This is a genomic window from Burkholderiales bacterium (genome assembly GCA_035560005.1).
In the GTDB taxonomy this organism is placed as follows: Bacteria; Pseudomonadota; Gammaproteobacteria; order Burkholderiales; family Eutrophovitaceae; genus DASRFY01.
Genome location: DATMAN010000097.1, coordinates 12,355 through 37,613, shown reverse-complemented (window position 1 = coordinate 37,613; position 25,259 = coordinate 12,355). Strand labels below are relative to the sequence as shown.

General features: G+C 65.6%; 25 protein-coding genes. 11 read left to right on the top strand and 14 right to left on the bottom strand.

Annotated features, from left to right (window positions below; all coding sequences use genetic code 11):
• Positions 1–31: 31 nt before the first annotated feature.
• From VNM24_15175 to VNM24_15110, 14 genes are all read right to left on the bottom strand, one after another.
• The gene (locus VNM24_15175; protein ID HWQ39923.1) at positions 32–1,768 is read right to left on the bottom strand and encodes an FAD-dependent oxidoreductase; all 1,737 of its coding nucleotides are present in this window, start codon (positions 1,766–1,768) and stop codon (positions 32–34) included.
• 36 nt (positions 1,769–1,804) lie between these two features.
• Positions 1,805–3,007 (bottom strand): 3-oxoadipyl-CoA thiolase, encoded by a 1,203-nt coding sequence (pcaF, locus tag VNM24_15170; protein ID HWQ39922.1) that lies wholly within the window; start codon positions 3,005–3,007, stop codon positions 1,805–1,807.
• Between the two features lie 24 nt (positions 3,008–3,031).
• Positions 3,032–4,018: a branched-chain amino acid ABC transporter permease gene (locus VNM24_15165; GenBank protein HWQ39921.1), complete on the bottom strand. Its 987-nt coding sequence runs from the start codon at positions 4,016–4,018 to the stop codon at positions 3,032–3,034.
• A gap of 45 nt (positions 4,019–4,063) precedes the next feature.
• Positions 4,064–4,930: a branched-chain amino acid ABC transporter permease gene (locus VNM24_15160; GenBank protein HWQ39920.1), complete on the bottom strand. Its 867-nt coding sequence runs from the start codon at positions 4,928–4,930 to the stop codon at positions 4,064–4,066.
• A gap of 136 nt (positions 4,931–5,066) precedes the next feature.
• On the bottom strand, positions 5,067–5,759 hold the full coding sequence (locus VNM24_15155; protein ID HWQ39919.1) for an ABC transporter ATP-binding protein: 693 nt from the start codon (positions 5,757–5,759) through the stop codon (positions 5,067–5,069).
• 198 nt (positions 5,760–5,957) lie between these two features.
• Positions 5,958–6,680: an ABC transporter ATP-binding protein gene (locus VNM24_15150; protein ID HWQ39918.1), complete on the bottom strand. Its 723-nt coding sequence runs from the start codon at positions 6,678–6,680 to the stop codon at positions 5,958–5,960.
• A gap of 71 nt (positions 6,681–6,751) precedes the next feature.
• Positions 6,752–8,062, bottom strand: a complete 1,311-nt coding sequence (locus VNM24_15145) for an ABC transporter substrate-binding protein (protein ID HWQ39917.1) — start codon at positions 8,060–8,062, stop codon at positions 6,752–6,754.
• Between the two features lie 36 nt (positions 8,063–8,098).
• Positions 8,099–9,181 (bottom strand): maleylacetate reductase, encoded by a 1,083-nt coding sequence (locus tag VNM24_15140; GenBank protein HWQ39916.1) that lies wholly within the window; start codon positions 9,179–9,181, stop codon positions 8,099–8,101.
• On the bottom strand, positions 9,178–9,834 hold the full coding sequence (locus VNM24_15135) for a 3-oxoacid CoA-transferase subunit B (protein ID HWQ39915.1): 657 nt from the start codon (positions 9,832–9,834) through the stop codon (positions 9,178–9,180). The genes VNM24_15140 and VNM24_15135 overlap by 4 nt, the downstream gene beginning before the upstream one ends.
• 19 nt (positions 9,835–9,853) lie before the next feature.
• On the bottom strand, positions 9,854–10,552 hold the full coding sequence (locus tag VNM24_15130; protein HWQ39914.1) for a 3-oxoacid CoA-transferase subunit A: 699 nt from the start codon (positions 10,550–10,552) through the stop codon (positions 9,854–9,856).
• A 27-nt stretch (positions 10,553–10,579) separates the two neighbouring features.
• Positions 10,580–11,044 (bottom strand): nuclear transport factor 2 family protein, encoded by a 465-nt coding sequence (locus VNM24_15125; GenBank protein HWQ39913.1) that lies wholly within the window; start codon positions 11,042–11,044, stop codon positions 10,580–10,582.
• A 96-nt stretch (positions 11,045–11,140) separates the two neighbouring features.
• Positions 11,141–12,616, bottom strand: coding sequence for an aldehyde dehydrogenase family protein (locus VNM24_15120; protein HWQ39912.1), 1,476 nt, complete (start codon positions 12,614–12,616; stop codon positions 11,141–11,143).
• 199 nt (positions 12,617–12,815) lie between these two features.
• Complete coding sequence (locus VNM24_15115; GenBank protein HWQ39911.1) at positions 12,816–13,808, bottom strand: hydroxyquinol 1,2-dioxygenase; 993 nt, start codon at positions 13,806–13,808, stop codon at positions 12,816–12,818.
• A 91-nt stretch (positions 13,809–13,899) separates the two neighbouring features.
• Positions 13,900–14,400: a hydroxyquinol 1,2-dioxygenase gene (locus tag VNM24_15110; protein HWQ39910.1), complete on the bottom strand. Its 501-nt coding sequence runs from the start codon at positions 14,398–14,400 to the stop codon at positions 13,900–13,902.
• Positions 14,401–14,711: 311 nt separating this feature from the next.
• Here VNM24_15110 and VNM24_15105 point away from each other — a divergent pair, with 311 nt between their 5' ends.
• From VNM24_15105 to VNM24_15055, 11 genes are all read left to right on the top strand, one after another.
• A complete protein-coding gene (locus tag VNM24_15105) occupies positions 14,712–15,539 on the top strand; it encodes an IclR family transcriptional regulator (protein ID HWQ39909.1) in 828 nt (275 codons plus the stop codon).
• Between the two features lie 143 nt (positions 15,540–15,682).
• Positions 15,683–16,423 (top strand): aldolase, encoded by a 741-nt coding sequence (locus tag VNM24_15100; GenBank protein ID HWQ39908.1) that lies wholly within the window; start codon positions 15,683–15,685, stop codon positions 16,421–16,423.
• Positions 16,424–16,625: 202 nt separating this feature from the next.
• Entirely contained in the window at positions 16,626–17,876 is a 1,251-nt protein-coding gene (locus tag VNM24_15095) for an amino acid ABC transporter substrate-binding protein (GenBank protein ID HWQ39907.1), read from the top strand.
• Positions 17,877–17,898: 22 nt separating this feature from the next.
• Entirely contained in the window at positions 17,899–18,765 is an 867-nt protein-coding gene (locus tag VNM24_15090) for a branched-chain amino acid ABC transporter permease (protein ID HWQ39906.1), read from the top strand.
• A gap of 18 nt (positions 18,766–18,783) precedes the next feature.
• A complete protein-coding gene (locus VNM24_15085; GenBank protein HWQ39905.1) occupies positions 18,784–19,719 on the top strand; it encodes a branched-chain amino acid ABC transporter permease in 936 nt (311 codons plus the stop codon).
• Entirely contained in the window at positions 19,716–20,444 is a 729-nt protein-coding gene (locus VNM24_15080; protein ID HWQ39904.1) for an ABC transporter ATP-binding protein, read from the top strand. The genes VNM24_15085 and VNM24_15080 overlap by 4 nt, the downstream gene beginning before the upstream one ends.
• A complete protein-coding gene (locus VNM24_15075; GenBank protein ID HWQ39903.1) occupies positions 20,437–21,165 on the top strand; it encodes an ABC transporter ATP-binding protein in 729 nt (242 codons plus the stop codon). The genes VNM24_15080 and VNM24_15075 overlap by 8 nt, the downstream gene beginning before the upstream one ends.
• A 30-nt stretch (positions 21,166–21,195) precedes the next feature.
• A complete protein-coding gene (locus VNM24_15070) occupies positions 21,196–22,098 on the top strand; it encodes an NAD(P)-dependent oxidoreductase (protein ID HWQ39902.1) in 903 nt (300 codons plus the stop codon).
• 127 nt (positions 22,099–22,225) lie between these two features.
• On the top strand, positions 22,226–23,479 hold the full coding sequence (locus VNM24_15065) for an FAD-dependent monooxygenase (GenBank protein ID HWQ39901.1): 1,254 nt from the start codon (positions 22,226–22,228) through the stop codon (positions 23,477–23,479).
• Positions 23,480–23,754: 275 nt separating this feature from the next.
• Positions 23,755–24,123 (top strand): hypothetical protein, encoded by a 369-nt coding sequence (locus VNM24_15060; GenBank protein HWQ39900.1) that lies wholly within the window; start codon positions 23,755–23,757, stop codon positions 24,121–24,123.
• Positions 24,124–24,255: 132 nt separating this feature from the next.
• Positions 24,256–25,254, top strand: a complete 999-nt coding sequence (locus VNM24_15055) for a LuxR C-terminal-related transcriptional regulator (GenBank protein ID HWQ39899.1) — start codon at positions 24,256–24,258, stop codon at positions 25,252–25,254.
• Positions 25,255–25,259 lie beyond the last annotated feature (5 nt).

The window sequence follows — 25,259 nt, the reverse complement described above, 5'->3', positions numbered from 1 at the left end:
CATTCGCCCGCGCCTCCGGATTTCCGCCCTGTCAGACCTTGAGCGGTTCCTTGTTCGCGGTGCTGGCGGCGCGGTAGGCGAAGGCAATGATCGGTCCCAGCGTCGCGCCCCCCGCCCAGTAGGCGCGGCCCGATGCCGATGCCACGCAGTTACCCACGCCATACAAGCCGGGAATGGGTTTGTCGTTGACATCGAGCACCTGCCCATTGGCATTGGTTTTCGGTCCACCCTTGGTGTCCAGGGTGCCGCCCGTGCACAGCGCCGCGTAATACGGTCCCTGATCGCTGATCGGCCACATCGTGGGATTCTTGCGACCCGGCTCTTCCTTGACCGGGCCATTGAACAGCTGCTCGACCGGCCGGTCGCCCCGCCCGAAGTCGAGATCCTTGCCGGTCCTGGCGAACTCGTTGAAGCGCGCGATGCTCGCTTTCAGGTTGGACACGAAATCCGCGCTGATGCGCATGCCGCCGATGTACGGGGCATACCTTTGCATTCGCGCATCGATTCCGGCGCTCAGCTCCTCGAGCGTGTTGCCCTTGATCACGTGGCGGTCGTCGGTGCCCGGCGGCACGATCAGCCGCCCGTATTCCGGACTGGCGGAGTGGTCCTGTGAGCGCTGATCCCAGATGGAGATCAGGACCAAGTAGGGAAATTCCGCTTTGGCTCCGTCCCATTCGAAGAATTTCTGGGCCAGCTCGTTGTACTGCAGCTTTTCATTGACAACGCGCCTGCCGCGCTTGTCGACGAAGATCATCGAATCGCCCGCAACCGAGAACATGCCGCTGAGGGATGGGTCGCGCGCGATCGCCTTGTCGAGCGAGATCGGGCACATCCAGGCGTAGTTCATGTTGCGCAGCTGCACGCCGAGCGTGCTCGAGATCCGCACGAAATCCCCTTCATTGGTCATTGCGGCGCAACCGCCGTAGACGGGGATGCTCAGGAAGTTCTTGCGCAGCTCCGGATCGTGGGTGAAGCCGCCAGTGGCAAAGATGACGGCCTTGCGGGCGCGCGCCCGAAATACGCCACCGCCCTCGACGCCCGCCTCGACGCCGATGACCTCGCCCTTGTCGTTGCGGATCACGCGCTGCACGCGATGACCGGTCTTGATGTCCACACCGTCACGCCGGCAGGCCGCGCTGAGCGTGCGCGTAGCCACGCGTCCGCCGTCGGACATCGAAGCCGAGCCGTCTTTCGGAAACAGCACGCGCCCCGTATTGCCCTTGTAGCCCATTTCCGCGAAGTAGTCGGGCACGGGCGCAACATGCCGGTAGGGCAGCGCACCCTTCTCCGCCAGCAGCTCGGCGGCGTCCGCGGCACTGTCCCAGATCGCTTCGCACATCGAGTATTCCCATTCCGACAATCCGTAACGGGGCGCATCGGGATTGAAGGTCTGTGGAGCGCTCAATCGTGCCACGTACCTGAGAAAATCGGTTTTGGAGTCCTCCATTCCCGCCTTGCGCATGGCCATGTTGTTCGGCACCCAGTACCAATAGGCCGCCTTGAACGACGTACCGCCGAGGGTCCCGGCCTTTTCAAGCACCAGCACCTTGTTGCCGAGCCAGCGGGAGAACAGCGCGGAGGGCAGCCCTCCCCCGCCACCACCGCAGACCACGATGTCGTATTCGCCGTCGAACGAGGCCGCCTGTACCTGCCGGCCGGACAACGTCACCACACCGAACGCCGCGGCCGCGCCGCCGGCGCCGGCGACCTTCAGGAACTTGCGGCGCGCTTCGACCGCTGTCTTCTTGGTCCTCTGTTTTCGAGACATGATTTCTCCTCCTTGCGTCACACGTTGATTGACCACTTACACCCGCTCGATCATCACGGCGATCCCCTGTCCGACGCCGATGCACATCGTGCACAGCGCGTAGCGACCGCCGGTGCGCGCGAGCTGATACGTCGCGGTGGCGATCAGCCGGGCGCCGCTCGCGCCCAGCGGATGACCGATCGCGATCGCGCCGCCGTTGGGGTTGACGCGCGGCGCGTCGTCGGCTATGCCCAGTTGACGAAGCACCGCCAGCACCTGTGCGGCGAAGGCCTCGTTCAGCTCGATCACGTCCACTGCCTCCAAGGCGATGCCGGTGCGTTCGAGCAGCTTTCTTGCTGCCGGCGCGGGACCGATGCCCATGATGCGCGGCGCGACCCCCGCGGCGGTCATGGCCAGGACCCTGGCCTTCGGCTTCAACCCGTGGGCATTGGCCGCCCTCTCGGAGGCCAGCAGCAGCGCGCAGGCCCCGTCGTTCACGCCCGACGCATTGCCCGCGGTGACGGTCCCGTCCTCCTTGACCACGCCCTTGAGCCTTGCGAGCGCTTCGAGGGACGTTTCTCTCGGATGCTCGTCCTCGCGCACCACCACCGGATCGCCCTTCTTCTGGGGGATGGTCACGGGCACGATCTCGGAAGCGAAGAACCCGGCCTTGCGTGCGGCGGCGTAGCGCTGCTGGCTGCGCAGCGCGAATGCGTCCTGATCGGCGCGCGAGATCTTGAACTCGGCCGCCACGTTCTCGGCGGTCTCCGGCATGCTGTCCACGCCGTAGCGTTTCTTCATTTCCGGGTTGACGAAACGCCAGCCGATCGTGGTGTCATAAACCGCGTTGCTGCGCGAGAACGCGGTTTCGGCCTTGGGCATGACGAACGGCGCGCGCGACATGCTCTCCACCCCGCCCGCGATCATCAGTTCCGCTTCCCCGCAGCGGATTGCACGCGCTGCGGTGCCCACCGCCTCCATGCTCGAGCCGCACAGGCGGTTCACCGTCATCCCCGGCACTTCCAGTGGCAGCCCGGCCAGCAGGGCCGCCATCCTGGCCACGTTGCGATTGTCCTCGCCGGCCTGATTGGCACACCCGTAGACCACGTCGTCCAGCGCGCTCCAATCCACGCGCGCATTGCGCTCCATCAGGGCCCGGATTGGCATTGCCGCCAGGTCGTCGGTGCGCACGCCGGAGAGCGCACCTCCGTAACGCCCGAAGGGCGTACGTACCGCATCGCAAATGAACACATCGCTCATCGGTTTTCTTCCGTTGCTCGAATGTCAGTCGAACTTCACCCGTCTCTGCACCGGGAAGAAGCGCAGATCGAAACGCTCCTGCACGTAGCCCCACAGCCCGCGCGGAAACCTGACCATCACCACGACGGCCACTACCCCGAGAACGATGAGGTACACGCTGCCGTAGTCGGCGAGCGCGCCACGCAGGAGAAAAAAGATCAGCGTGCCCAGGATCGGCCCTTCGATCGTACCGATCCCGCCGATCACCACGATGAAGATGATGTAGGCAGTCCAGCCGACGTTGAAGGCCGCGTCCGGCGAAATGCGCACGATGTTCAAAAAATACAGCGCCCCTGCCAGTCCACAACCGGCTGCGGAGGCGATGTACACCCAGAACTTGGTACCGGCGACGTCGATGCCCTGGCTTTCCGAAGCCCGCTCGCTGTCGCGAATCGAAGTCAGCGCGAGGCCGTGGCGCGAACGCAGCAGCAGATAGACCAGCCCCACCGAACCCGCGGCCACGGCGAGCGCGATCCAATACGTCGTGGACTCGCGCAGCGCCTTCGAGAACTCCCGCACCGCGGCGAGGCTTTTCCCCGAGCCGCCGCCAAGCCATGACGCGTTGGCGATCAACAGTCGATACACTTCAGCCACCACCCAGGTTCCCACCGCGAAATACCCCCCCGAGAGGCGGAACACGATCTTTGCCGTCGGCACGGCCATGAGCGCGGCGAAGGCTCCCGCGAGCGGCACGCAAAGGAAAGGGTTGATGCCGAGATCGTCGGCCAGCACGAACAGCGCGTAAGCACCGAGCCCGAAGAAGCCCTGCTGGCCGATCGACACCACGCCGCCATAGCCGGCAAGCAGATTCCACATTTGCGCGAGCGTGAGCAGACAGGCGAACTCGACGATGACCCGCATCCAGCTCGATTCGCCCCAGCCCGGCAGCGAGATCAGAACCAGCAGGCCGATGCCGGCGGCGATCGCGCCGACCCGGCTCGCCTTTGTCGCCCGCTCCACCCTGTATGTCACGGCGTGCAATGGATACCTCTGCCTGTACGTGCTTTTACGTTCGCGTCAGCGGGTCTTGGGAAACAAGCCGCCGGGCTTGAACAGCAGCACCGCCAGAAACGCCAGATGCCCGGCCAGCACCCCCCAGCCGGGATCGATGCGGAAGCCGATCGCCTGCGCCATGCCCAGCACGATGCCGCCGACCAGCGTTCCCCAGAAGGATCCAAGCCCGCCGATGATCACCGCTTCGAACGCGAAGAGCAGCCGGTCCGGTCCGTCGGTCGGAGCGAATGTCGTGCGGATTCCATAGAAGACCGCCGCCACTGCAACGATCGCCAGCGCGATTCCGGTAGCGAGCGCGTAGACGTGACGGTCGTTCACCCCCATGAGCTGCACCGCTTCAGGGTCATCGGAAGTCGCGCGAAACGCGCGCCCCAGGGCGGTGCGGCCGAACGCCAGCTCCAGCAGCGCCGTCAGGACAATGGCGACCGCCAGTACGAGCAGCGGGAAATAGCCCACGGCGATGTCCGCGCCCAGATGAAAGCTTCCGGTTTCGAAGCCGCCGAGCTTGAGCGAGCGCGGATCGGCGGAAAAGGTTTCGAGCAGCGCGTTCTGGATGATGATCGACAGGCCGAAGGTCACCAGCAGCGGCGGCAAGATGTCCGTGCCGAGCGTGAAGTTGAGCAACCCGCGCTGCAGGACATAGCCGAGCATGAACATGGCCGGCACGCACACCGCGAGGGCGGCAAGGGGCGAAAGTCCGGTGCTGTCCGCGGTCACCAGCGCGAGATAGGCCGCCAGCACGATCAGGTCGCCGTGCGCGATGTTCACCAGGCGCATGACGCCGAAGATCAGCGACAGTCCCATGGCGAACAGCGCGTAGAGCCCACCGAGCAGGATGCCTTGAATGATCGTGTCAACCCAGCCGAGCATGAAATTCCGCGACTATCGAGAATGTCGTGACCCGCTGGCAGGAGAAATACTTTCCGGTTTCATGTTTTCTCCGCGTCTTCTCTTGCTTTTCCTCTGCGACCTTCGCATCTACGCTCTCACCGCCGGCGGCGGCCGGCTAGACCCCGAAATACGCTGCGGACACCTGATCGCGGGTCACTTCGCTCGAACGGCCCGACAGCGACACGCGTCCTTCCTGCATGCAATAGAGTCGGTCCGACACGCGCATCGCGAGCCCCACGTCCTGCTCGACGATGATGAGCGTGATGCCCTGCGCGGTGAGCGCCGGCAACGCATCGTAGATGTCCTTGATCACGATCGGCGCCAGGCCCAGCGACATCTCGTCGCAGATGAGCAGCCGCGGGTTGGACATCAGTGCGCGTCCGATCGCGACCATCTGCTGCTGCCCTCCCGACAAGGCGGTGCTCGGCATGTGCCGCCGCTCTGCGAGCATCGGAAACAGCTCGTAGACTCGCGCCAGATTCCATGGCCCCGGGCGGGCGCGATACGCGCCGAGCAGCAGGTTCTCCTCCACCGACAGGCTGGGAAACAGGCGGCGGCCTTCCGGCACCATGGCAATGCCCAGTTGCACGATGCGGTGCGCGGGCATTCCACCGATCGGCCGCCCTTCGAATCGCACCGCTTCGGCTTCGGTGCCGATCAGCCCGGTGATGGCCTTGAGCAAGGTCGACTTGCCCGCGCCATTGGCACCGATGATCGCGACGACCTCGCCCTGCCGGACCTCGACGTCGACACCGAACAGCGCCTGGAAGTCGCCGTAGTACGCCGCCAGGTTGTGTGTCGTGAGCATCACGGCTTCGCGAAAAGACAAGAGCGAAACACGTTGGCGCGAAGACACGAAGAGATTCGAGTGAAACTCGTCACACACATGCCATGAGTGTACGGCTGATGGAAACGATTTCTGACCTTAACGAAATGTTCCGCCTTGTCGTGCCTCGTCTTTCTTCGTGCCTTCGTGTCTCGCTTTTCCGGGTTTTCCGGGGCTGAATCAAGCTTCGATTCCCATGTAGACGCGCTGCACTTCGGAACTGGCCATGACTTCCCTGGGGTCGCCCTGTGCGATCAGCTGGCCGAAGTTGATCACGATCAGCCGCGAGACGCAGGCGAGCAAAGCGTGCACCACGTGCTCGATCCAGATGATCGCCACGCCCCGGCTCCGGATCTCCAGGATGGTTTCGACCAGTGCCTTCGCCTCGTGCTCGGTCAGGCCGCCGGCGATCTCGTCCAGCAGCAGCACGCGCGGCCTGGTCGCCAGTGCGCGTGCCAGTTCCAGGCGCTTGCGATCGAGCAAAGTAAGCGAGCCTGCCAGCTGGTTCGCCTTCTTCGCCAGACCGGTGCGGCGCAGGATTTCGACGCACCAGCCGCTCGCCCGATCCTCGTCGCTCTTTCCCCCGAACACCGCCGCGACCAGCAGATTCTCGAACACCGTCATTCCCGAGAACGGGTGCGGAATCTGGTAGGAACGACCGATGCCGGAGCGGCAACGACGGTGCGGCGGCAGCGCCGTGATGTCGCGTTCATCGAGCCAGATGCGGCCGGCATCGGGCTTGAGGTCCCCGCTGATCAGATTGAACAGCGTGGTCTTGCCGGCGCCGTTCGGACCGAGAATGCCCAGCGCCTCGCGTTCCCCGAGCGAAAAGCTCACTTTGTCCGTCACCTTGAGTGCGCCGAAGCTCTTCGACACGTTTTCGAGCGCGAGCAGGGGCCCCATGCTGCGAATCTCTGCGTTCGGGTTCGTGACGCCCTCTCCTCCGGGCGCGCAGGAGAGGGTCGTCGAGTCGGCTAGACGATCGGCTTCAGTTGCCCGCCGGTGGGAATGGAAGGCGCGGTCTGGTTGTTGACGATCACCAGATCGAACATGTGTTTCTGCCCCTTGACCCACTGGCCGCCGACCAGCGGCGTCTTGGCCACGTTCCTGACCGGACCGCCGCTCCAGGAGATCGGGCCGACGATCGTGTCGAGCCTGGTTGCAACCAGCGCGTCGCGAATGGACGCCTTGCTCTTGACGTCCTGGGTACGCTTGAGCGTGTCGACCGCCACCTCGAAGAGCGCGTGGATGAAGCCGATCGGCTGCGTCCACTGTTTGTTGGTCGAGGTCTCGTAACCTTCGGCGAGCTGCTGCGCGCTCATACCGGTGAGCGAAGATTTGAACGGATGCGATGGACTCCACCACACTTCGGTGGACAATCCGTCCGCGATCTCTCCGATCGCCTCCACCGCGGCGGGAAACAGCAGGGCCTTGCCGACCGAGGCGATCTTGGGCTTGAAGCCCTGCTGGCGTGCCTGCGTCCAGAAGGTCTTGAAGTCGGGGGGGATGACCACGCCGGTGATGATCTCGCAGTTGCCGTTCTTGAACGCCGAGATCTGCGCGCTGAAGTCGGCGGTCAAGTTCTGATAACGGCCCGGATCGAGCAGCGTGAAGCCTTTGTCCTTGAGCGGTTTCGGGAACCCGATGTTGGGGTCGCCCCAGGCGTTGCCGTCGCCGTCGTTGGGGAACAGACCGCCCACCTTCTTGTTGGTCGGGATGGACAGCCACATGTTGGTGAATACAGCGATGATGTCTTCCAGCCCCCAGAAGAAGTGGTAGGTCCAGTTGAACCCCTGATCGGGCTTGCCGCCGCGGGTGAAGAACCAAGGCTGCCACGGCGCCACCGTCGAGATGCAGGGAACTTCGTTCAGCTCGCATTGATCGGAAACCGGGTTGGTCGTCTCCGGAGTGGAGGCCACCACCATCAGGTCGACCTTGTCTTTCAGAATCAGGTCGCCTGCCACTTCGGCCGCGCGATTGGGATTGGACTGGCTGTCCTTGACCAGGATCTCGATCGGATAGCTCGTGTCCGCGATCCGGATCCCCTCCTTGATCGCCTCGCGCACGCCGCCGATCACGTAATTGTCGGCTTCACCGAACGCCGCGAGCGGGCCGGTTTGCGGCGACACGTAGCCGATCTTGATCGTCTGCCCCTTCCTGGCGCAGCCGCTGACGCCGAAACTCAGGGCGCCCGCGGCGAGCGCGGCACCTCCGGCGAACCGCAGAAAATCGCGACGGCCGGCGGCCGCGGATTCGAACCTGATGTTCGTGCTATTGCGAGCCATTGCTGTCCTCCTCTGTCGTTGTTGTCCTGCGATTGTTCAAGCTGTTGCAGCCATCGACCGCGCGCCCGGTTTGACGCCGTCGAAAGCGTTCTCGAGCAGCGCGAGAATGTCTTCGTAGCGGATCGGGCGCGGGTTGTAGTACGGGTTCTGCGTCGCGAGCCGCGCCGCCTTCTCCAGTCCTGCGCGCGGCATGCCGATGTCCTTGAGGGCGAGTGGCGCGCCGATCGCTCTCGCCAGCTCCCACAGCGCTCCGGCCGGATCCTCCGCGCCCAGCGCCCGGGCTATACGCGCCATCGCTTCGGGCGCGGCGTCGCGGTTGTAGTGAACCGCGTGGGGCAGGATGACGGTATGCGTCTGCGCGTGCGGCAGGTCGAACGTTCCGCCGAGCGTGTGGCACAGCTTGTGATGCAGCGCCATGCCGACCTGGCCCAGACAGGTGCCGGCGAGCCAAGCGCCGTACAGGGCGTCGCTTCTCGCTTCGAGGTTGCCGGCCTCGCGCACAACCGCCGGCAGGCTCACCGCCAGCGCACGGATGCCCTCTTCCGCCATCAACGACGCAACGGGGTTCGCGTCCTGCGCGTAGAGCGCCTCGACACAGTGAGCGATTGCGTTCAGGCCGCTCGGACCCGCGATCGCGGCCGGAAGGGTGAGCGTGAGCGCCGGGTCGTAGATGACCACTCGCGGCAGCACGCGCGGATCGCGACCGGTTCTTTTCTGCCCCTGCGCCGTGATGCCGTAGATCGGCGTCATCTCGGAACCGGCGAAGGTGGTCGGTACCGCGACAATCGGCAGCGAGGAAGTCAGCGCGATCGCTTTGCCGAGTCCGATCGTCGAGCCGCCGCCGATCGCCACGCAGCAGTCAGCGCCGAGCTCGGCCGCTGCCGCGCGCGCCGCCTCGGCGGTCTCGATCGGCACGTGCATGACTGCCCGGTCGAACACGCCAGCCGCACGGCCGCCGAGGCGCACGACCACGTCCTCGGCCGAAGCCCGTTGCTCGGGCGTCGAGAGCACGAGCGCGCGCCGCGCCCCGAGGCGCGCGACTTCCTCGGCCAGGCGATCGAGCGCGCCGGCGCCGAACACCACGCGCGAAGGCTGCCCCTGGTAGACGAAGGGTTTCACGCGCAGGCCCGCTCTGCGGCGCGAAGCAGCGCAACGCCGCTCAGCCGCACCAGTTCTTCGAAAGACAGTCCCGGCACGATTTCGCGCACCAGCAGGCCGTCGGCCGTGACGTCGAGTACGGCCAGGTCCGTGTAGATCCGGTTGACGCATGCCAGGCCGGTCACTGGATACGTGCAGCGCTCGACGATCTTGGAGGCCCCGCTCTTGGTGTGGTGCTCCATCATCACGTAGACCTGCTTGGCACCGATCGCCAGATCCATCGCGCCGCCGACCGCAGGAATGGCGTCCGGCCCACCGGTGTGCCAGTTGGCAAGGTCGCCGCGCACCGAGACCTGGAACGCGCCCAGCACGCAGATGTCGAGATGGCCGCCGCGCATCATCGCGAACGAATCGGCGTGGTGAAAGAACGATCCGCCCTTGAGCAAGGTCACCGGCTGCTTGCCCGCGTTGATCAGATCGTAGTCCTCTTCGCCGGGAGGGGGGGCCGGTCCCATCCCGAGCACGCCGTTCTCGCTGTGCAGCACGATCTCGCGGTCGTCGGGCAAGTGGTTGGCGACCAGGGTCGGCAGGCCGATGCCGAGGTTGACCACCGCGCCGTCGGGAATGTCCTGCGCCACGCGCGCCGCCATCTGATCCCGGTTCAATCGGTTCATGATCGCCCTTCCTCTCCTCCTAGGCGGCCGCCTGCACTGGGCTGGCGCTCGCCCGGCGCGGGATGCAAACCACCCGCTTGACGAAGATACCTGGCGTGACAATGGCTTCGGGGTCGAGGTCGCCCAGCTCGACGATTTCGTCGACCTGCACGATCGTGCATCTGGCCGCCGCGGCCATGATCGGGCCGAAGTTGCGCGCCGTCTTGCGGTAGACGAGGTTGCCCCAGCGATCGGCGCGGGCGGCCTTCACCAGCGCGAAATCGGCATGGATGGGATGCTCCAGGACGTACCAGCGGCCTTCGATCTGGCGCGTTTCCTTGCCCTTGGCCAGATCGGTGCCGTAGGCGGTGGGCGTGTAGAACGCGCCGATACCCGCGCCCGCCGCGCGAATGCGCTCGGCGAGATTGCCCTGCGGGACGAGCTCCAGCTCGATCTCTCCGGCTCGGTAAAGGGCATCGAACACGTAGGAGTCGCTCTGGCGCGGGAAGGAACAGATGATCTTGCGCACCCGCCGTGCCTTGAGCAGCGCCGCGACCCCCGTCTCGCCGTTACCGGCGTTGTTGTTGACGATGGTCAGGTCTCGCGCGCCTTGTGCGATCAATGCGTCGATCAGCTCCGCCGGCTGCCCGGCCGGCCCGAAACCGCCGATCATGACGGTCGCGCCATCGTGGATGCCGGCCACCGCCGCCTGCACCGATTCGACGATCTTGTTGATCATGGCACCGGTTCGCGCTAGCGCATTGGATCAGCGGCCCGCCAGCCAGGGATAGCGCGCAGTGTCCTTCCCGGCGTAGTCGGGGTCCAGATAGATGAACACGCGCTGGATCTTCCAGTCGCGGATCTCGAATACGTCGCACCATCTGCCCGCACCCCATTCGGGCACGCCGGCACGCCATGGGCCGTCGCGGTGCTCGCCGTGGCTTTCGCCCTCGCAGACGATCACGTCCGATCCGGAGAAGATCCAGTTGAAGCTCGCATAGTGGTGCACGATCGACTTGATCGTGCCCCCGACGTCGCCGAACAGCTTCCCGATCTGATCCTTGCCGGTCGCCAGACCCCACTTCGGGAAATACACCTGCGCATCGTCGGCGAAGAGATCCAGGATACTGCCGCCGGTGGAAGTCACGCCGCCGTTGTCGAAGGCCTTCAGATATTCCAGGGCGACCGACTTGCGCTGCTCGTCGGTCATGGTTTCGCGTGTCAAAGCCATCGTTCGCCTCTCCTTCCGAAGTCAGGACAGCTACTCGTCGCGTCTTCACGCTTCGCGCTCGAAGGCTCTACGCATGCCTCCGTGTGAAGCCGCATCTCAACCCCGCGGGTAATACGGCGGGATCTGCGCGTCCACGTTGACCCACACGGACTTGGCCTCGGTGTACTCGTGCATCGCCTCGAAGCCCATTTCACGTCCGTAGCCGGACTGCCCCACCCCGCCGAAAGGCGAGCCCGGATTCACGCGCTTGTAGCAGTTGATCCACACCATCCCGGTGCGCATCGCGGCCGCCACACGGTGCGCGCGCTGCAGGTTGCTGGTCCACAGCCCGCCGCCGAGCCCGTATTCGGTGCCGTTGGCGATCGCCATCATCTCGTCCTCGTCGCGGAACGTCGTGACGGTCACGAAGGGTCCGAACACCTCTTCCTGCGAAACCCGATCGCTCGGTTTGGCCCGGACCACCGTCGGTTCCACGTAGCAGCCGCGCGAGAGGTCAGCGCGCTCCGGCGGTTTTCCGCCAAGCAGGATCTCGCCGCCCTGTTCCTTTGCGACCTGGACGTACGAAAGCACGCGATCGCGGTGCTGCTGGGAGGTAAGCGGACCCATCTCCGTATCGGGCTCCAGGGGGTTACCCAGCCTGATCGAGCGCGCCAGCGCGAGGAACCGATCGAGGAAGGCGTCCGCGATCTTGTCGTGCAGGATCAGGCGCGACCCGGCGATGCAGGCCTGGCCCTGGTTGTGGAAGATGGCGAAAGCCGACCCGTTGACCGCGGCGACGAGATTGGCGTCGTCGAAGACGATGTTGGCGCCTTTGCCGCCCAGCTCGAGCTGAACCCGTTTGAGGTTTCCGGCGGAAGCCTGGACGATCTTGCGTCCGGTCGCCGTGGAACCGGTAAACGAGATCTTGTCCACGCCCGGATGCTCGGCGAGATACTGCCCCGCCGTGGCGCCGTATCCGGGCACGATGTTGATCACGCCTTTCGGAAAGCCGACTTCTCTGGCCAGTTGTGCGACCCTCAGGGTCGACAGCGGGGTCAGCTCGGCCGGCTTGAGCACGACGGTGTTGCCGGCTGCCAGTGCCGGTCCCATCTTCCAGCTGGTGAACATCAGCGGAAAGTTCCACGGCACGATCTGGCCGACTACGCCCACGGGCTGGCGCAGCACGTAATTGAGGAACCCCTGCTCGACCGGCACCACGCTGCCCTGAAACTTGTCGGCCATGCCGCCGAAGTAGCGGAAGGTGACCGCGGTGCGCACCACGTCGAGCCCGCGCGTGTCGCGCAGCGGATGCCCGGTGTCGATCGATTCCAGCCGTGCCAGCTCGTCGGCGTTGGCTTCGATCGCGTCGGCCAGCTTGAGCAACAAGCGGCCGCGGTCCGCCGCCGCCAGCCGGGCCCACGCCGGGAACGCCTTGCGCGCCGCGTCAACCGCACGGTCGATGTCCGCCTGCCGCGCTTCGGCGACCTCGGTGATCAGCGAGTTATCGTGCGGATTGAGCACCGGAATGCGTGCGCGCGATTCCGACTCGACGAACTCGCCGTCGATGAACAGCTTGTTCTGAACTGCGTTCATGGAAACTCAGAGGGCCGTGCGCACCGCCGCGACACCAAGGCACCAAGAAGGTCGGAACCGAAGAGCGAAAGACAACGCACGAAGACACGAAGAAGATGCAGGCCTATCCGGCCGTGGTTTTCCTCCGTGTTCCCCGTGTCCTCCGTGGTTCAAGTCGTCTGCTTTCTTGGTGCCCTGGCGCCTTGGTGGTGAACGCACCTCAGAAGTCCACCGGGTACGGCTTGAGCTCGCCGCGCTCGTAGCGCTTGGGCAGATCCGGGGTGGCGTTCTCCCACACCAGCAGCATGGAGCGCTTCTTGGAAAAGCCCTGATGCCGGATGTCGGCCGGCATCGCCGCCACGTCGCCCGGTTTCATCACCAATCGAGCGCGCGGACGCCCGGTTTCACGATCACTGATCTCCCATGTGATCTCGTCGGAGAGCTGCACGAACCACTCGACCCGGTCGTTGCCGTGAATGATGGGCAGGATGTATTCCTCGGTAGTCGGGCAGAACAGGCTGTTGCGGCATACCGACGTCACCGAGGGATTCCAGGTCACATCCGAGCGGGACAGATACTTGAACAGATTGAAGGCGTGCAGTTCCTTCTCGAATCCGGGTTCTGCGCGAATCTCCGGCTCGTCCTGCGGGACGTCGGCAAAGGCGCGGTTGACCGGAAAGCCGTTGGCGTCGTCGCGCAGCGGCGAGTCGCCCTCCAGGCCCGGCATGCGCTTGGTGGCGACGCGAAAGCGGTTGATGGCATCGAGGTTGTTGCCGTTCTTTTCGCCGAACGCGGTGTTGCCGGTTTCCGCCGGTGCGGCGAAGGGGTCGAAGCCGGCGTTGACCCAGTCGGCCAGGATCTCCTTGAACTTGGCCATCGCCACCGGAGAGTCGAAAGTCTCGACGTAGGACAGGCCGTTCTTGTGCATCGCCTCGTTGTAGCGGCCGGCGAACAGCTCGACCTTTCCATACAGGTTGCGCGTGCCGAATACGGCGTCGAAGTTCACCAGGCCATAGAAGAAGCCCCAAGCCACGTCGCGCATGATGGCGCGAAGGAACGCGTCGGCACTGATGGTGTGCGACATGCGCTGCCCTTTCGCGGGCCAGGTGATGGTGACGAAGTACTCGTCGCGCGCAAAGGTGAACTGGCCGAGGGTGAAAGTCTTGTATCCCGCGATCTTCTCGGGAAGTCTGATCTCTGCAGGTGCGTTCATGTTCGTTCTCCAGGCTCTTGTCTGACGACGGCTGGCTGGCGTCTGGAAAGGCGCCTTCACTGCCTCGATCGCCACGCCTTCAGCCTCGCTCTCAGTGGTAGCAGATCTCCGCCCACTTCTCGACCGTGAGGTCGCCCTTGATCGTCTGCTGAATCATCACGCTCGGGCGGCTGGCGACGAAGCGATAGGCGGCGCCTTTCGGAAGGAGCGCCTGGTGACCCCGCTTCAGCTTGATCGTGCCCATCTTTCGACCCTTGGGCTCGCCCTCGACCAGCACCGTCCCGTCCTTGTTGGCGGGAGCGACCGAGTCGGGGTCGTCGAGCTTAACGTACTCGACCCTGACCTCGCCGTCCATCACCACACAGAACTCGTCGTGCGCGCAGGCCATCCACGGCGAAGTGCCCTCGGCCCGGATCGCCTCGATCACGTACTCGAGGTTCCTGGCCACCGCGATCTTCTCGTAGGGCCTGGCCTTCGACGCGACCTCGAAGACATTGGAAAAGACGTAATACTTGGGGTTGTCGTTGATGATCTCGATGGTCCCTTTCTCGTAGTTGTTCAGGGAACCGAACACCGTGTGATAGGCGGTCATCTTGTTTCCTCCTCGCTGGACTGGATTTCGGCCGCGCGCAATGGAGAATGGCGGGCCGGCGGCGAGAATTTGCTTGCCGCGGCGCAACGGACCCGAGGGGAACCCGCCGTTCAACCCATTGCATTGCTGGGCTGAAACTGGAACAATGTTCGCATAGCGAACATTTGTTTTTATAGCGAACAAACTACTCCCGCCCGTCCGGCCCTGTCAATACCCGCGCGGCGGCGGCCAGTCGAAGGTTCCGCAAGTCGGGGAACACGGGCCAGAGCGCGGATTCGAGCGCCCGGCAACTGGCGTAATCGGGAGCTGCAGTGAGACGGACACAACAGGACTCTGTGGCACGACGCAAAGCGGGCGAGCGCGACGGCGGCCGGCAGACGGACCAGTTCGTTGCATCCTTCGCCCGTGGCCTCTCGGTCATCCGTGCGTTCGGAGAAGACTCGGGGCGCCTGACGCTGACCGAAGTGGCCGCGCGCGCGAACCTCACGCGCGCCGGCGCGCGGCGCATTCTGCTGACCCTGCAAGCACTCGGCTACGTCGGTTGCGACGAGCGCCGGTTCTTCCTGACGCCGAAGATTCTGGACCTCGGCTACTCCTATCTGTCGACCACGCCGCTGTGGCACCTGGCCGAACCCTTCATGGAAGAGGTCGTCAACCAAGTACACGAGTCGTGTTCTGCCTCCGTGCTCGACGGCACCGAAATCGTCTACATCCTGCGCGTGCCGACGAAGAAGATCATGACGATCAGCCTGTCGATCGGCAGCCGCCTGCCGGCATGGTGCACCTCGATGGGCCGCGTACTGCTCGGCGACCTCCCGCCCGAGACGCTGCGCGATGTGCTGGACCGCAGCCAGATCAAGGCCTATACCAGCCGAACCGTCACTGACCGCAAGAAACTGGAACAGATCATCCGTGACGAGCATCGCAAGGGCTGGTCCCTGGTGAATCAGGAGCTGGAGGACGGACTGATCTCGATTTCTGTGCCCTTGCTCGGGCGCAACGGGCGCGTAATCGCCGCCATGAACGTCAGCGGGCACGCATCGCGCACCACCCCGACCGAAATGACCCGCAACGTCCTGCCGGTCCTCAAGCTGGCGGCGGAAAAGATCAACGCCGCCCTGCGGCTGCGCCCCGGCTAGATCAAAGGCTCACCGCCTCTTCCGCGGTGAGCGTTTGGTGCCGGCCGCGGGCCGGCTCCCGGGCGCGGTAGCGTTTGGCGACTCGCGTGCGGACCATTACCATAGCGGCTCGCGCATTCCCCATTGCCTGGAGGCCCACTCCGATGAAACGCTTCGACCCGGTCGTGCAGGCTCGCATCGATCTCACTGCTGCGCTGCGCTCGGCCGCGCGGATGGGGCTCAACGAAGGCGTGTGCAACCATTTCAGCCTGGAGGTGCCGGGCGAGCCGCACCTCTTTCTCATCAACCCGCAGGGATTGCACTGGTCCGAGATCACGCCGGGCGATCTCGTGGTCGTCGACGAGAAGGGCGCCGCCGTCGAGGGCCGCCATGGCGTCGAGCCCACGGCGTTCTTCATCCACGGCCGCATCCATCTGGGCAAGCGCAGGAAATGCGTGCTGCACACCCACATGCCGTTCGCGACCGCGCTCACGCTGCTGGAGGACATGGAGCTCGACGTCCACGCCAACCAGAACGCGATGCGCTTCCACGGACGCATCGGCTACGACCGCGGATACGGCGGCATCGCGCTCACCAACGAGGAGGGCGACCGGATCTGCCAGGCGCTCGGCGACAAGGACGTCGTGCTCATGCAGCACCACGGCGTCATCGTGTGCGGCGACAACGTCGCCTACGCTTTCGACGATCTGTACTACCTGGAGCGCTCCTGCATGGTGCAGGTGCTCGCCCAGTCGACCGGAGGAAAATTCAAGCGGGTCTCGGAGCAGATGGCGGCAACCGTGTCGAAGCAGATCGGCGGCGAACGCCGGCAGTCCATCCTGCACTTCGAGGCGCTCAAGCGACTGCTGGACCGCGACGAACCCGGCTGGGCCAGGCTCGACTGACAATCGCTTTCGGACCAACGAGGTTGCATCAGGGAGCGGGAAGAAACCACCAAGGCACGAAGAAACACAAAGAAGTCGGGATGGTTCTCTCGGCTTTTTGAACCTTGGCTACCTTTATCAGAAGCGTTACTGCCAGGAACAGTCAACAAGAGATCACCGGTCATCCTTTGTGGTTCGCTCTTTTCTTGAGATAGCGAAGTCGGTGCGCCGCGCACTCGCACGGGCCGCTTCGATCGGTGCGTGCGTGATGCTGGCCTGCGTTGCGGCGGCGGTCCAGGCGCAGAACAAGAAGCCCGTCCGCGTCGGCTTCTCGATCGCCCAGACCGGCCCGCTCAGCAGTGCGGGCAAGTCGGGCCTGCTGGCGCTCCAGATCTGGCGCGACGACGTCAACGCGCGCGGCGGCCTGCTCGGCCGCCCCGTCGAGCTCGTGGTCTACGACGACCAGAGCAACCCCGCGCTCACGCCCGGCATCTATACCAAGCTGCTCGACGTCGACAAGGTCGACCTGCTGGTCGCGCCCTACGCCACCAATCCCACCGCCCCGATCATGCCGCTCGTGAAGCAGCGCGACCGGCTGCTGATCGGCAACTTCGCGCTCGACGTCAACGCGCAGATCCGCCACGACAAGTACTTCAACAACCAGCCGTGGGCGTCGGCCCGCGATTCGGCGGCGCCCTTTCTGGAGCTGTGCCGCAAACTCGGCGCCAGAACGATCGCGATCCTGGCGGCCGACGCCGAGTTCGCCCAGAACCTCGCCGGCGGCATCCGCCGCGGGCTGAAGGACTACGGATTGCAGCCGATCTACGACGCGAACTATCCGCCGAACACCATCGATTTCTCCTCGACGATCCGCGCGATCCGCGCGAAGAAGCCGGAGGTCGTGTTCGTCGCGTCCTATCCGTCGGACTCCACCGCCATCATCCGCGCGGTCAACGAGCTGGGCCTGGGCGACAGCGTGAAGCTCTTCGGCGGGGGAATGGTCGGCCTGCAATACGCCTCCATCATGGAAGCGCTGGGTTCGCAGCTCAACGGCGTGGTGAACTACAACACCTGGGCGCCGGAGAAGACGATGGATTTCCCCGGCGTGCGCGACTTCCTCGCGCGCTATCAGGCGCGCGCAAGGCAGGTCAACGTCGATCCGCTCGGCTTCTATCTGCCGCCTTACGACTACGCGATCGGGCAGTTGCTCGAGCAGGCGGTCACCGCCACCCGCAGCCTGGACCATACGGTTCTGGCGAAATACCTGCGGGAGAACGAGATCAAGACCATCGTCGGCCCGATCCGCTACGGACCTACCGGCGAATGGGCGAAGCCGCGCATCGTCTACGTGCAGTTCAGGGGCATCGTGGACCGCGACCTTGAGCAGTTCCGCAGGCCCGGCAAACAGGTCATCGTCGCGCCGGAAGCCTTCGAGACGGGCGAGGTCATTCCGTTCGCCCAGGCGCGCCGCTAGTCCGGACTGCGGGCCGCGCGCCGTGACCGAACTGCTGGTCGAGGCGATCGTCGCAGGCGTGCTGCTCGGCTGCTTCTACGCCGCGGTCAGCGTCGGCCTTTCGGTGGCGTTCGGGTTGCTCGACGTGCCGCACATCGCGCATCCCGCCTTTCTGATTCTCGGTGCCTATGCCGTCTACCTGCTCGGCACCTACGGCGCCGATCCGCTGGTCGCGGGTGCCGCTCTGATCCCGCTGTTCTTTGCGCTGGGCGTTGTCGTCTACCGCGTCTATCACGCGGCGTTCGAAAGGCGCGGCGCCGACGCAGGGCTGCGCGGCCTCGCCTTTCTCTTCGGGATCGGTTTCATCGTCGAGGTCGCGTTGATCCTGACCTTTGGCGTGGACCAGCGCATGGTCGATGCGCCCTACATCGGCAAGGCCCTGGCCGTTGGCGAGTACCGGATTCCACTGCGCATGCTGGTCGCGTTCTGCCTTGCGCTGGTGCTCACCGCGGCGCTCTCGCTCTATCTTTCGCGCACCTTCACCGGGCGCGCCATCCGGGCTGTCGCTCAGGATCAGGTCGCGCTCGCCCTGATGGGAGCCGATCCCGTGCGCATCAAGCAATGGGCGTTCGGCATCGCAATGGCGACCTGCGCTCCGGCCGGCGCGCTGATGATCGTCGTGGGGCCGGTCGAGCCGGGGCTCGGACGTCTTTACATCGGCCGCACCTTCTGCGTCGCCGTGCTGGCCGGCCTCGGCAGCATGCGAGGCACGCTCGCGGCGGGGCTGATTCTCGGCATCGCCGAGAGCATCGTGCTCACCTCTCTCGGTCCATCGTGGGCTCCGGCGGCGGCGTTCGGAATCCTCCTGCTGGTGCTGGCCGTGCGCCCCGCCGGCCTGTTCGGGCGCTGAACCGCGATGAGGGGCTGGATGCGTTTTTCGATCGGTGCCGCCGCGGTCCTGTCCGCCGCGCTGCTCGCCACCCGCCTCATCGGCAACGAATATTTCTTCTTCGCTGCGTACGTGGTATTGCAGTTCGTCGTGCTGGCCACGGCGTGGAACATCCTCGGCGGCTGCGCAGGTTACGTGAACTTCGGCTCCGGCGCCTTCTTCGCCACGGGAGCGTATACCGCCCTGGTGCTCATCAAGACCCTCGATGCGCCGCTCGTTGTCCAGATCGCGGCGGGGGCGCTCGGCGGCGGCCTTCTCGGGTTGCTGGTCGGAGCGCTGACGATGCGACTGCGCGGAATCTTCTTCTCGATCGCCACCGTGGCGCTCGCGCTCATCTGCGAGACCATTGTCCTCAACTGGGCGTTTGTGGGCGGCGCCAGAGGCGCCACGGTGCTGCAACCGGCTGCGCCCGGCTTCTTCGGTTCGTACACGCAGTTCCTGTTCTTCGTAATGACGCTGCTCGCCCTGCTCGCGGTCGCCCTCGCGCGCTACGTCGAACGCTCGTGGCTGGGGCGCGGACTGCGCGCCATTCGCGACAACGAAGAAGCGGCGGAGTCGGTGGGCGTGCCGACGCTCAAGCTCAAGCTGCTCGCGGCGGTGACCTCCGGCGCGCTGATGGGCATAGCCGGCGCGCCGTTCCCGCTGTACATGAACTTCATCGAGCCGACCTCCGCGTTCAGCCTCAACTACGCCGTCTGCGCGCTCGCCATGCCGATCATCGGCGGCACGGGGAGCTGGATCGGGCCGGTGATCGGCGCGGTCCTGCTGGGAAGCGCGCAGCAGATCATCACCGTGACGGTATCTTCGGAGCTGAACGTGCTGCTGGTCGGCGCGCTGCTGGTGACTTTCGTGGTGGTCGCGCCACACGGCATCCTCGGTCTGTTGCAGCGGTTCTCCGGGAAGCTGGCACGATGAGCGAGCCGCTGCTGGCGGTGCAAGACCTGTCGAAACGCTTCGGTGGTTTCGTCGCGCTGTCCGAGGTCAGCCTCACGGTTCGGCGCAACGAGCGCCTGGGCATCATCGGACCGAACGGATCGGGTAAGACCACGCTCATCAACTGCATCGCCGGGGCGTTGCGCTGCGACCGCGGCGCGATCCATTTCGACGGCGTGGACGTCACTCGGCTGCCGGCGCACCGCCGTACCCGGCTTGGCATCGCGCGCAGTTTCCAGATCCCGCGGCCGTTCTCCAGCATGAGCGTGGCGGAGAACGTGGCGGTGGCGCTGGAATACACCGGCCACCGGCACGCGTTGCATCCCGCGAGAGTCGCGGACGAAGCGCTGCAGACGCTAGAGCGCGTGCGGCTCGCCGAGAAGGCCCATGTTCCCGCGGGCACGCTGAGCCAGATCGAGCTGCGCAAGCTGGAGCTGGCACGCGCGATGGCCACTCGACCGCGGCTGCTGATTCTGGATGAGGTCATGGCCGGCCTGTCGGCGCTGGAAGTCGACGAGATGCTCGATCTGATCTCGGGGCTGAGCGCGCAAGGCATGACCGTGATCATGATCGAGCACATCATGCGGGCGATCATGCGCTTCTCCCTGCGGGTGGTGTGCCTGGACGCCGGGCGCATCGTGGCGCAGGCGCCCCCCGCGGAGATCGTCAGGAACCCCGACGTGCAAAGGATCTATCTCGGTGCCTAGCCTGACGATCGACAAGCTCAGCGCCGGATACGGCGCGGTCGGGGTGCTGCGCGGCGTGTCGCTGCAAGTGCGCCATGGCGAGACCGTGGCCTTGCTCGGCACCAATGGCAACGGCAAGAGTACGCTGATGAAGTGCGTGATGGGTTTGATCCCGGCGCAGGAGGGCTCGATCGTCCTCGAATCGGACGGCACGCGCATCGAGCTGACAGGGAAGAAGCCGCAGGAGATCGTCGCGCTCGGCGTAGTCCTGGTGCCCGAGGGGCGGCGGCTGTTTCCAAAACTGACGGTCGCGGAGAATCTGCAACTGGCGGCCTACCGGCACGCGGCGCGCGGCGCGATGGCACGCAATCTGGCGCTGTGCTACGAAGCCTTTCCGGTGCTGCGCGAACGCGCGGGACAGACCGCCGGCAGCCTGAGCGGCGGCCAGCAGCAGATGCTGGCGATCGCGCGCGCCATCATGGCGGCGCCGCGCGTGCTGCTCGTCGACGAACCTTCCGTGGGCCTGTCGCCGATGCTGGTCAGACAGACCATCGAGATGATCGGCGATCTGAAGCGGCGCTTCGGCCTCACGGTCCTGATGGCGGAACAGAACTTCATCGAAGCGAGCCGGGTGGCCGAGCGCGGCTACATCATCGTGCACGGCGAGATCGCATTCGAGGGCCGGAATCTGGCCGAGCTGCAAAGCAGCGATCTGGTCCGCAGTTACTATCTCGGGGCCTGAAGCGTCCTGGACTGAAGGAGGAAGAATCACATGGCGACGTTGCCACGCATCGGGTGGATCGGGGCGGGCCGGATGGGCGTACCGATGGCGGGATTCGTTCTGAAGGCCGGCTATCCCGTTGCGGTGTTTTCGCGCACCGCGACCAATCGCGGCAAGCTCGTGGCGCAAGGCGCGCAGGAAGCGACCAGCATCGCGCAATGCGCGGCCGCCTCGGACATCGTCTTTTCTTCGATCCCGGACGATGCCGCGCTCGGCGCAGTCGCGCTCGGCCCGCAGGGGGTGCTTGCCAGCCTCCGGCGCGGCGGGATTTTCGCGGACACCAGCACCGTTTCGCCCGAAGCCTCCAGCGCCGTCGCCGAGGAGGCGCAGCGTCGCGGCGTGGCGTATCTGCGCATTCCCATTTCCGGCAACGCGGCTTCCGCTCAGAAAGGAGAAGTGACCGCACTGGTCTCCGGTCCGGCGCCGGCCTGGAACACGGTCAAGCCGGTGGTCGAGACCTTCAGCAAAGTGCAGGTCTACCTCGGCGAAGGCGAAGAGGCGCGCTACATGAAGCTGGTGATCAATGCGCTGGTCGTCAATCTCGCGCAGGGCATGGCGGAAGCCTTTGCGCTGGGACGCAAGGCGGGACTCCGCTGGTCTGTCATGCTCGACACCATCGGCCAGAGCACCCTCGCCTCGCCCTGGCTCAAGGCGAAGGTCGCGCTGATGAAGGCGCGCGATTTCAGTCCTACCATGACCACGCGGCTGATCCTCAAGGATCTCGACCTGATTCTCGCCGCTGCGCGGGCGACCGGTGTGCCGATGCCGCTCACCGCCGTCACGCGGCAGATGATGCAGGCTGCAGTCGGCGAAGGCTACGGCGAAGACGACTACCTGTCGACCATCAAGCTGATGGAAAAGCAGTCGGGGCTGCGCACGGACCGTGTGGAGTGAGGGGAGCAGTTCTTTCCAGCCGCCCCCACCTCGGTCCTCCCCCACGCTGGAGGGAGGAAGCGGGTGTCTCGGGGTCTCCTTGCCCCCTTTGCGGGGAAAGGCCCGGATGGGCGCCTGAGGACCTTCAATGCCCGCCAATACCTCACGGCCCCGCCGAGCGTTGATCGTCGGCGGCTCGCTCGCCGGACTGCTCGCGGGCAACCTTCTGCACCGCGCCGGATGGCAAGTCGACATCTACGAGCGCACCAGCGGTGTGCTCGAGGGGCGCGGTGCCGGCATCACGATCCTTCCCGGCCTGATCGAAGGCTTTCGCGCCGCCGGCGTCGAGGCTACCGAAGAATCGCTCGGCGTGCTGCTGCCCGCGCGCATCGCCCTGGATCGCGCCGGCCGGATCCTCGCCGAGCGCCCGTTTCCGCAGGTCATGACGTCGTGGCGCAGGCTGTACGAAGCGCTCAAGGAAGTGTTCCCCCCGCAGCGCTACCACGCCGGCATGACCTTCGAGCGCGTCGAGCAGAGGGCCGACACGGTGGTCGGACACTTTTCCGATGGCCAGCACATCGAGGCGGATCTGCTGATCGGCGCCGACGGCCTGCGCTCGGCGGTGCGCATGCAGCTCGCCCCCGACATCAAACCGTACTACGCGGGCTACATCGCCTGGCGCTGCCTCACCGACGAACACGCCTTGTCGCCCGCCACGCACGCCACGCTCTTCGACCGGTATGCAGTCTGCGTGGCGCCGGGCGAGCAGGGCATCGGCTATCCGGTGCCCGGGCCGGAGCACGGCGTCGCGCCCGGCCAGCGGCAGTACAACGTCGTCTGGTACCACCCCGTGCCGGACAACGAAGCGCTGGTCGATCTGCATACCGACGATACCGGCCGCCACCATCCGAACGGCATCCCGCCGTCGCTGATCCGCGTGCAGGTACGCAAGGAGATGACGCAACTCGCGCAGCGCGTGCTGGCGCCGCAGTTCGCCGAAGCGGTCGAGCGCGCGCGGGTGGTGTTCTTCCAGCCCATCGTCGATCTTGAGCTGCCGCGGCTGGTGTTCGGACGCGCGGTCATCCTCGGCGACGCCGCGTTCGTCGCTCGGCCGCACGTCGCGATGGGCGTGCCCAAAGCGGCCGGCGACGCCCTGGCGCTGGTCGACGCGCTCACCGGCAACGACGATTGCCGCGCCGCCCTGCGCGCCTTCGAAGAACAGCGCCTGCGCATCGGCGCGGCGATCGTCGAGCGCGGGCGTTACCTCGGCGCGTACATGGAAGCGCAGTTGAAATCACCCGCAGAGCGTCGGCTGGCCGAAGCCCGGCGCATCCCGGAGCGGGTAATGCTCGAAACCGCCGCGCCCTTCGACTACGAGCGCCTGGCCGCCGCAAGGGGGTAGTCGCCGCGTACCCCTCCCGCCTGCCGCCAATTGCCTCGCCCCTCTGTCCTCACGCCTCACCCTTCTATAACCCAGGTCATATGCCCTTTGACTGATTCAATCCTCGCCCGTGCGCGCCTAGGGTTCGTTCCAGGCACGAAGCGAAGTTGTGTTTTCGGGTTCAGGCCGGGACGCAATGCAAGATGTCGGCAGCACGCCATCGAGCGCTGTGCCAGGCCGGATGGACAGCCAACGCTTCTTTCCGGTTTTCTTGGACGCACTGAGTGGAGGCAATCATGAAATCGATCAATCTGGGTTTGGATCGCTACTCGCACCGGGTCCGGGCAGTGAGCGTGGCGGCGTTGCTGCTGACCGGTCTGTCCAGCGCTGCCGTGTTCGCCGGAGACGTGCGCGGCGGCGCGCCGGACGTCAACCAGATCCTCGGGCGCTCGAGCGCGACGTTCGCGCCGGGCGGGCCGGTCAAGACCGGCTGGCTGACGGTGGAGGCGACCGGCCGCAACCCCAAGTCCGGCGGCGCGCACGGCACGTCCAAAGGCATCGCCAGCCGTTCGGGTGATGGGCTGATCAACGAATACGGCCGCGGCACGCCGAATCTGGCGGTCACCTACAAGGGCGCGTCTTCGCAGACTCTGAGCGCTCGCTAGAGCACGCGATCTCTCCTGGCGGCGCGGCTCGCGCCGTTCGCCGGCCCTGTCACCAGGGCCGGTTTTTTTGCGCTTGCGCGGCGCCGGGCGCCGTGCTAACACACTCCCTTCTCCTGTCATGAGGGATGACAGATGAGAGTGCTGCTGGCGGTGCCGCCCGGGCTGCTCGGGGAGGCGCTCGAGCGGATGATCGGCGAGGTGGTCCCACAAGCCCAGGTCACCACCGTCGCGATCGACGGCACCGATCCCCTGGTTCTGCCGCAGGTCGACGTGGGTCTGGTGCTCATCGACGTCGACAGCCTCGCCGACCGTGCTCCCGCCGCGATCGCCCAGTGCGCATCCACCTTCCGGGTGGCTCCGATCGTCGCCGTGGCCAACCCCGGCGACGCGCGGGTCATGGACCAGGTACTGCGCGCCGGCGCCACCGGCTACCTGCCGAAAAACTACTCCCACAGCATGATGCAGGCGGTGCTCCGACTGGTGCTGGAGGGAGCAGCCTATCGGCCGGTGCTGACGGAAACCGCCGCCCCGGCCGAAGCGCCCACGCTCGCCGACCTTGGACTCACTCCCAGGCAGACCGAAGTGCTGTCTCTGCTCGCCCAAGGCAAGTCGAACGAAGCGATCGCCAGGCAGCTCGGCATCTCGGTGGGCGTGGTGAAGCTGCACGTCAACGCCATCTTCAAGGCGCTCGACGTGCAGTCGCGCACCGAGGCGGTGCTGATCGCCGTGCGCTACGGAGTGGTGTCGCCGCAGCAACTGCGCGACGCGGAACACGGCCGATTCAACCTGGACTGGCTGCTGCCGCACATGCACCACCGCCACTTCAAGAAGGACAGCATCGTATTCAGAATAGGCGATCCGGGCGAACAGTTGTTCTATCTGCAGCGCGGTACGGTGAGCCTAGTCGAATTGCAGCGGGAGATGCATGCGGGCGACCTGTTCGGCGAAGTGGCGATCTTCTCGCCCGATCACCGGCGCACCAGCACTGCCCAGTGCGTGACGGAGGCAGACGTGTTCTCGCTCGACGCCGAGCAGGTGCGGCGCATCTACGCGTCGAACCCGCAGTTCGCGCTCTACCTCATCTACCTCATCGCACGCCGCCTGATGGCCGATCGTCAGCGCGCGGCCTGACCTCT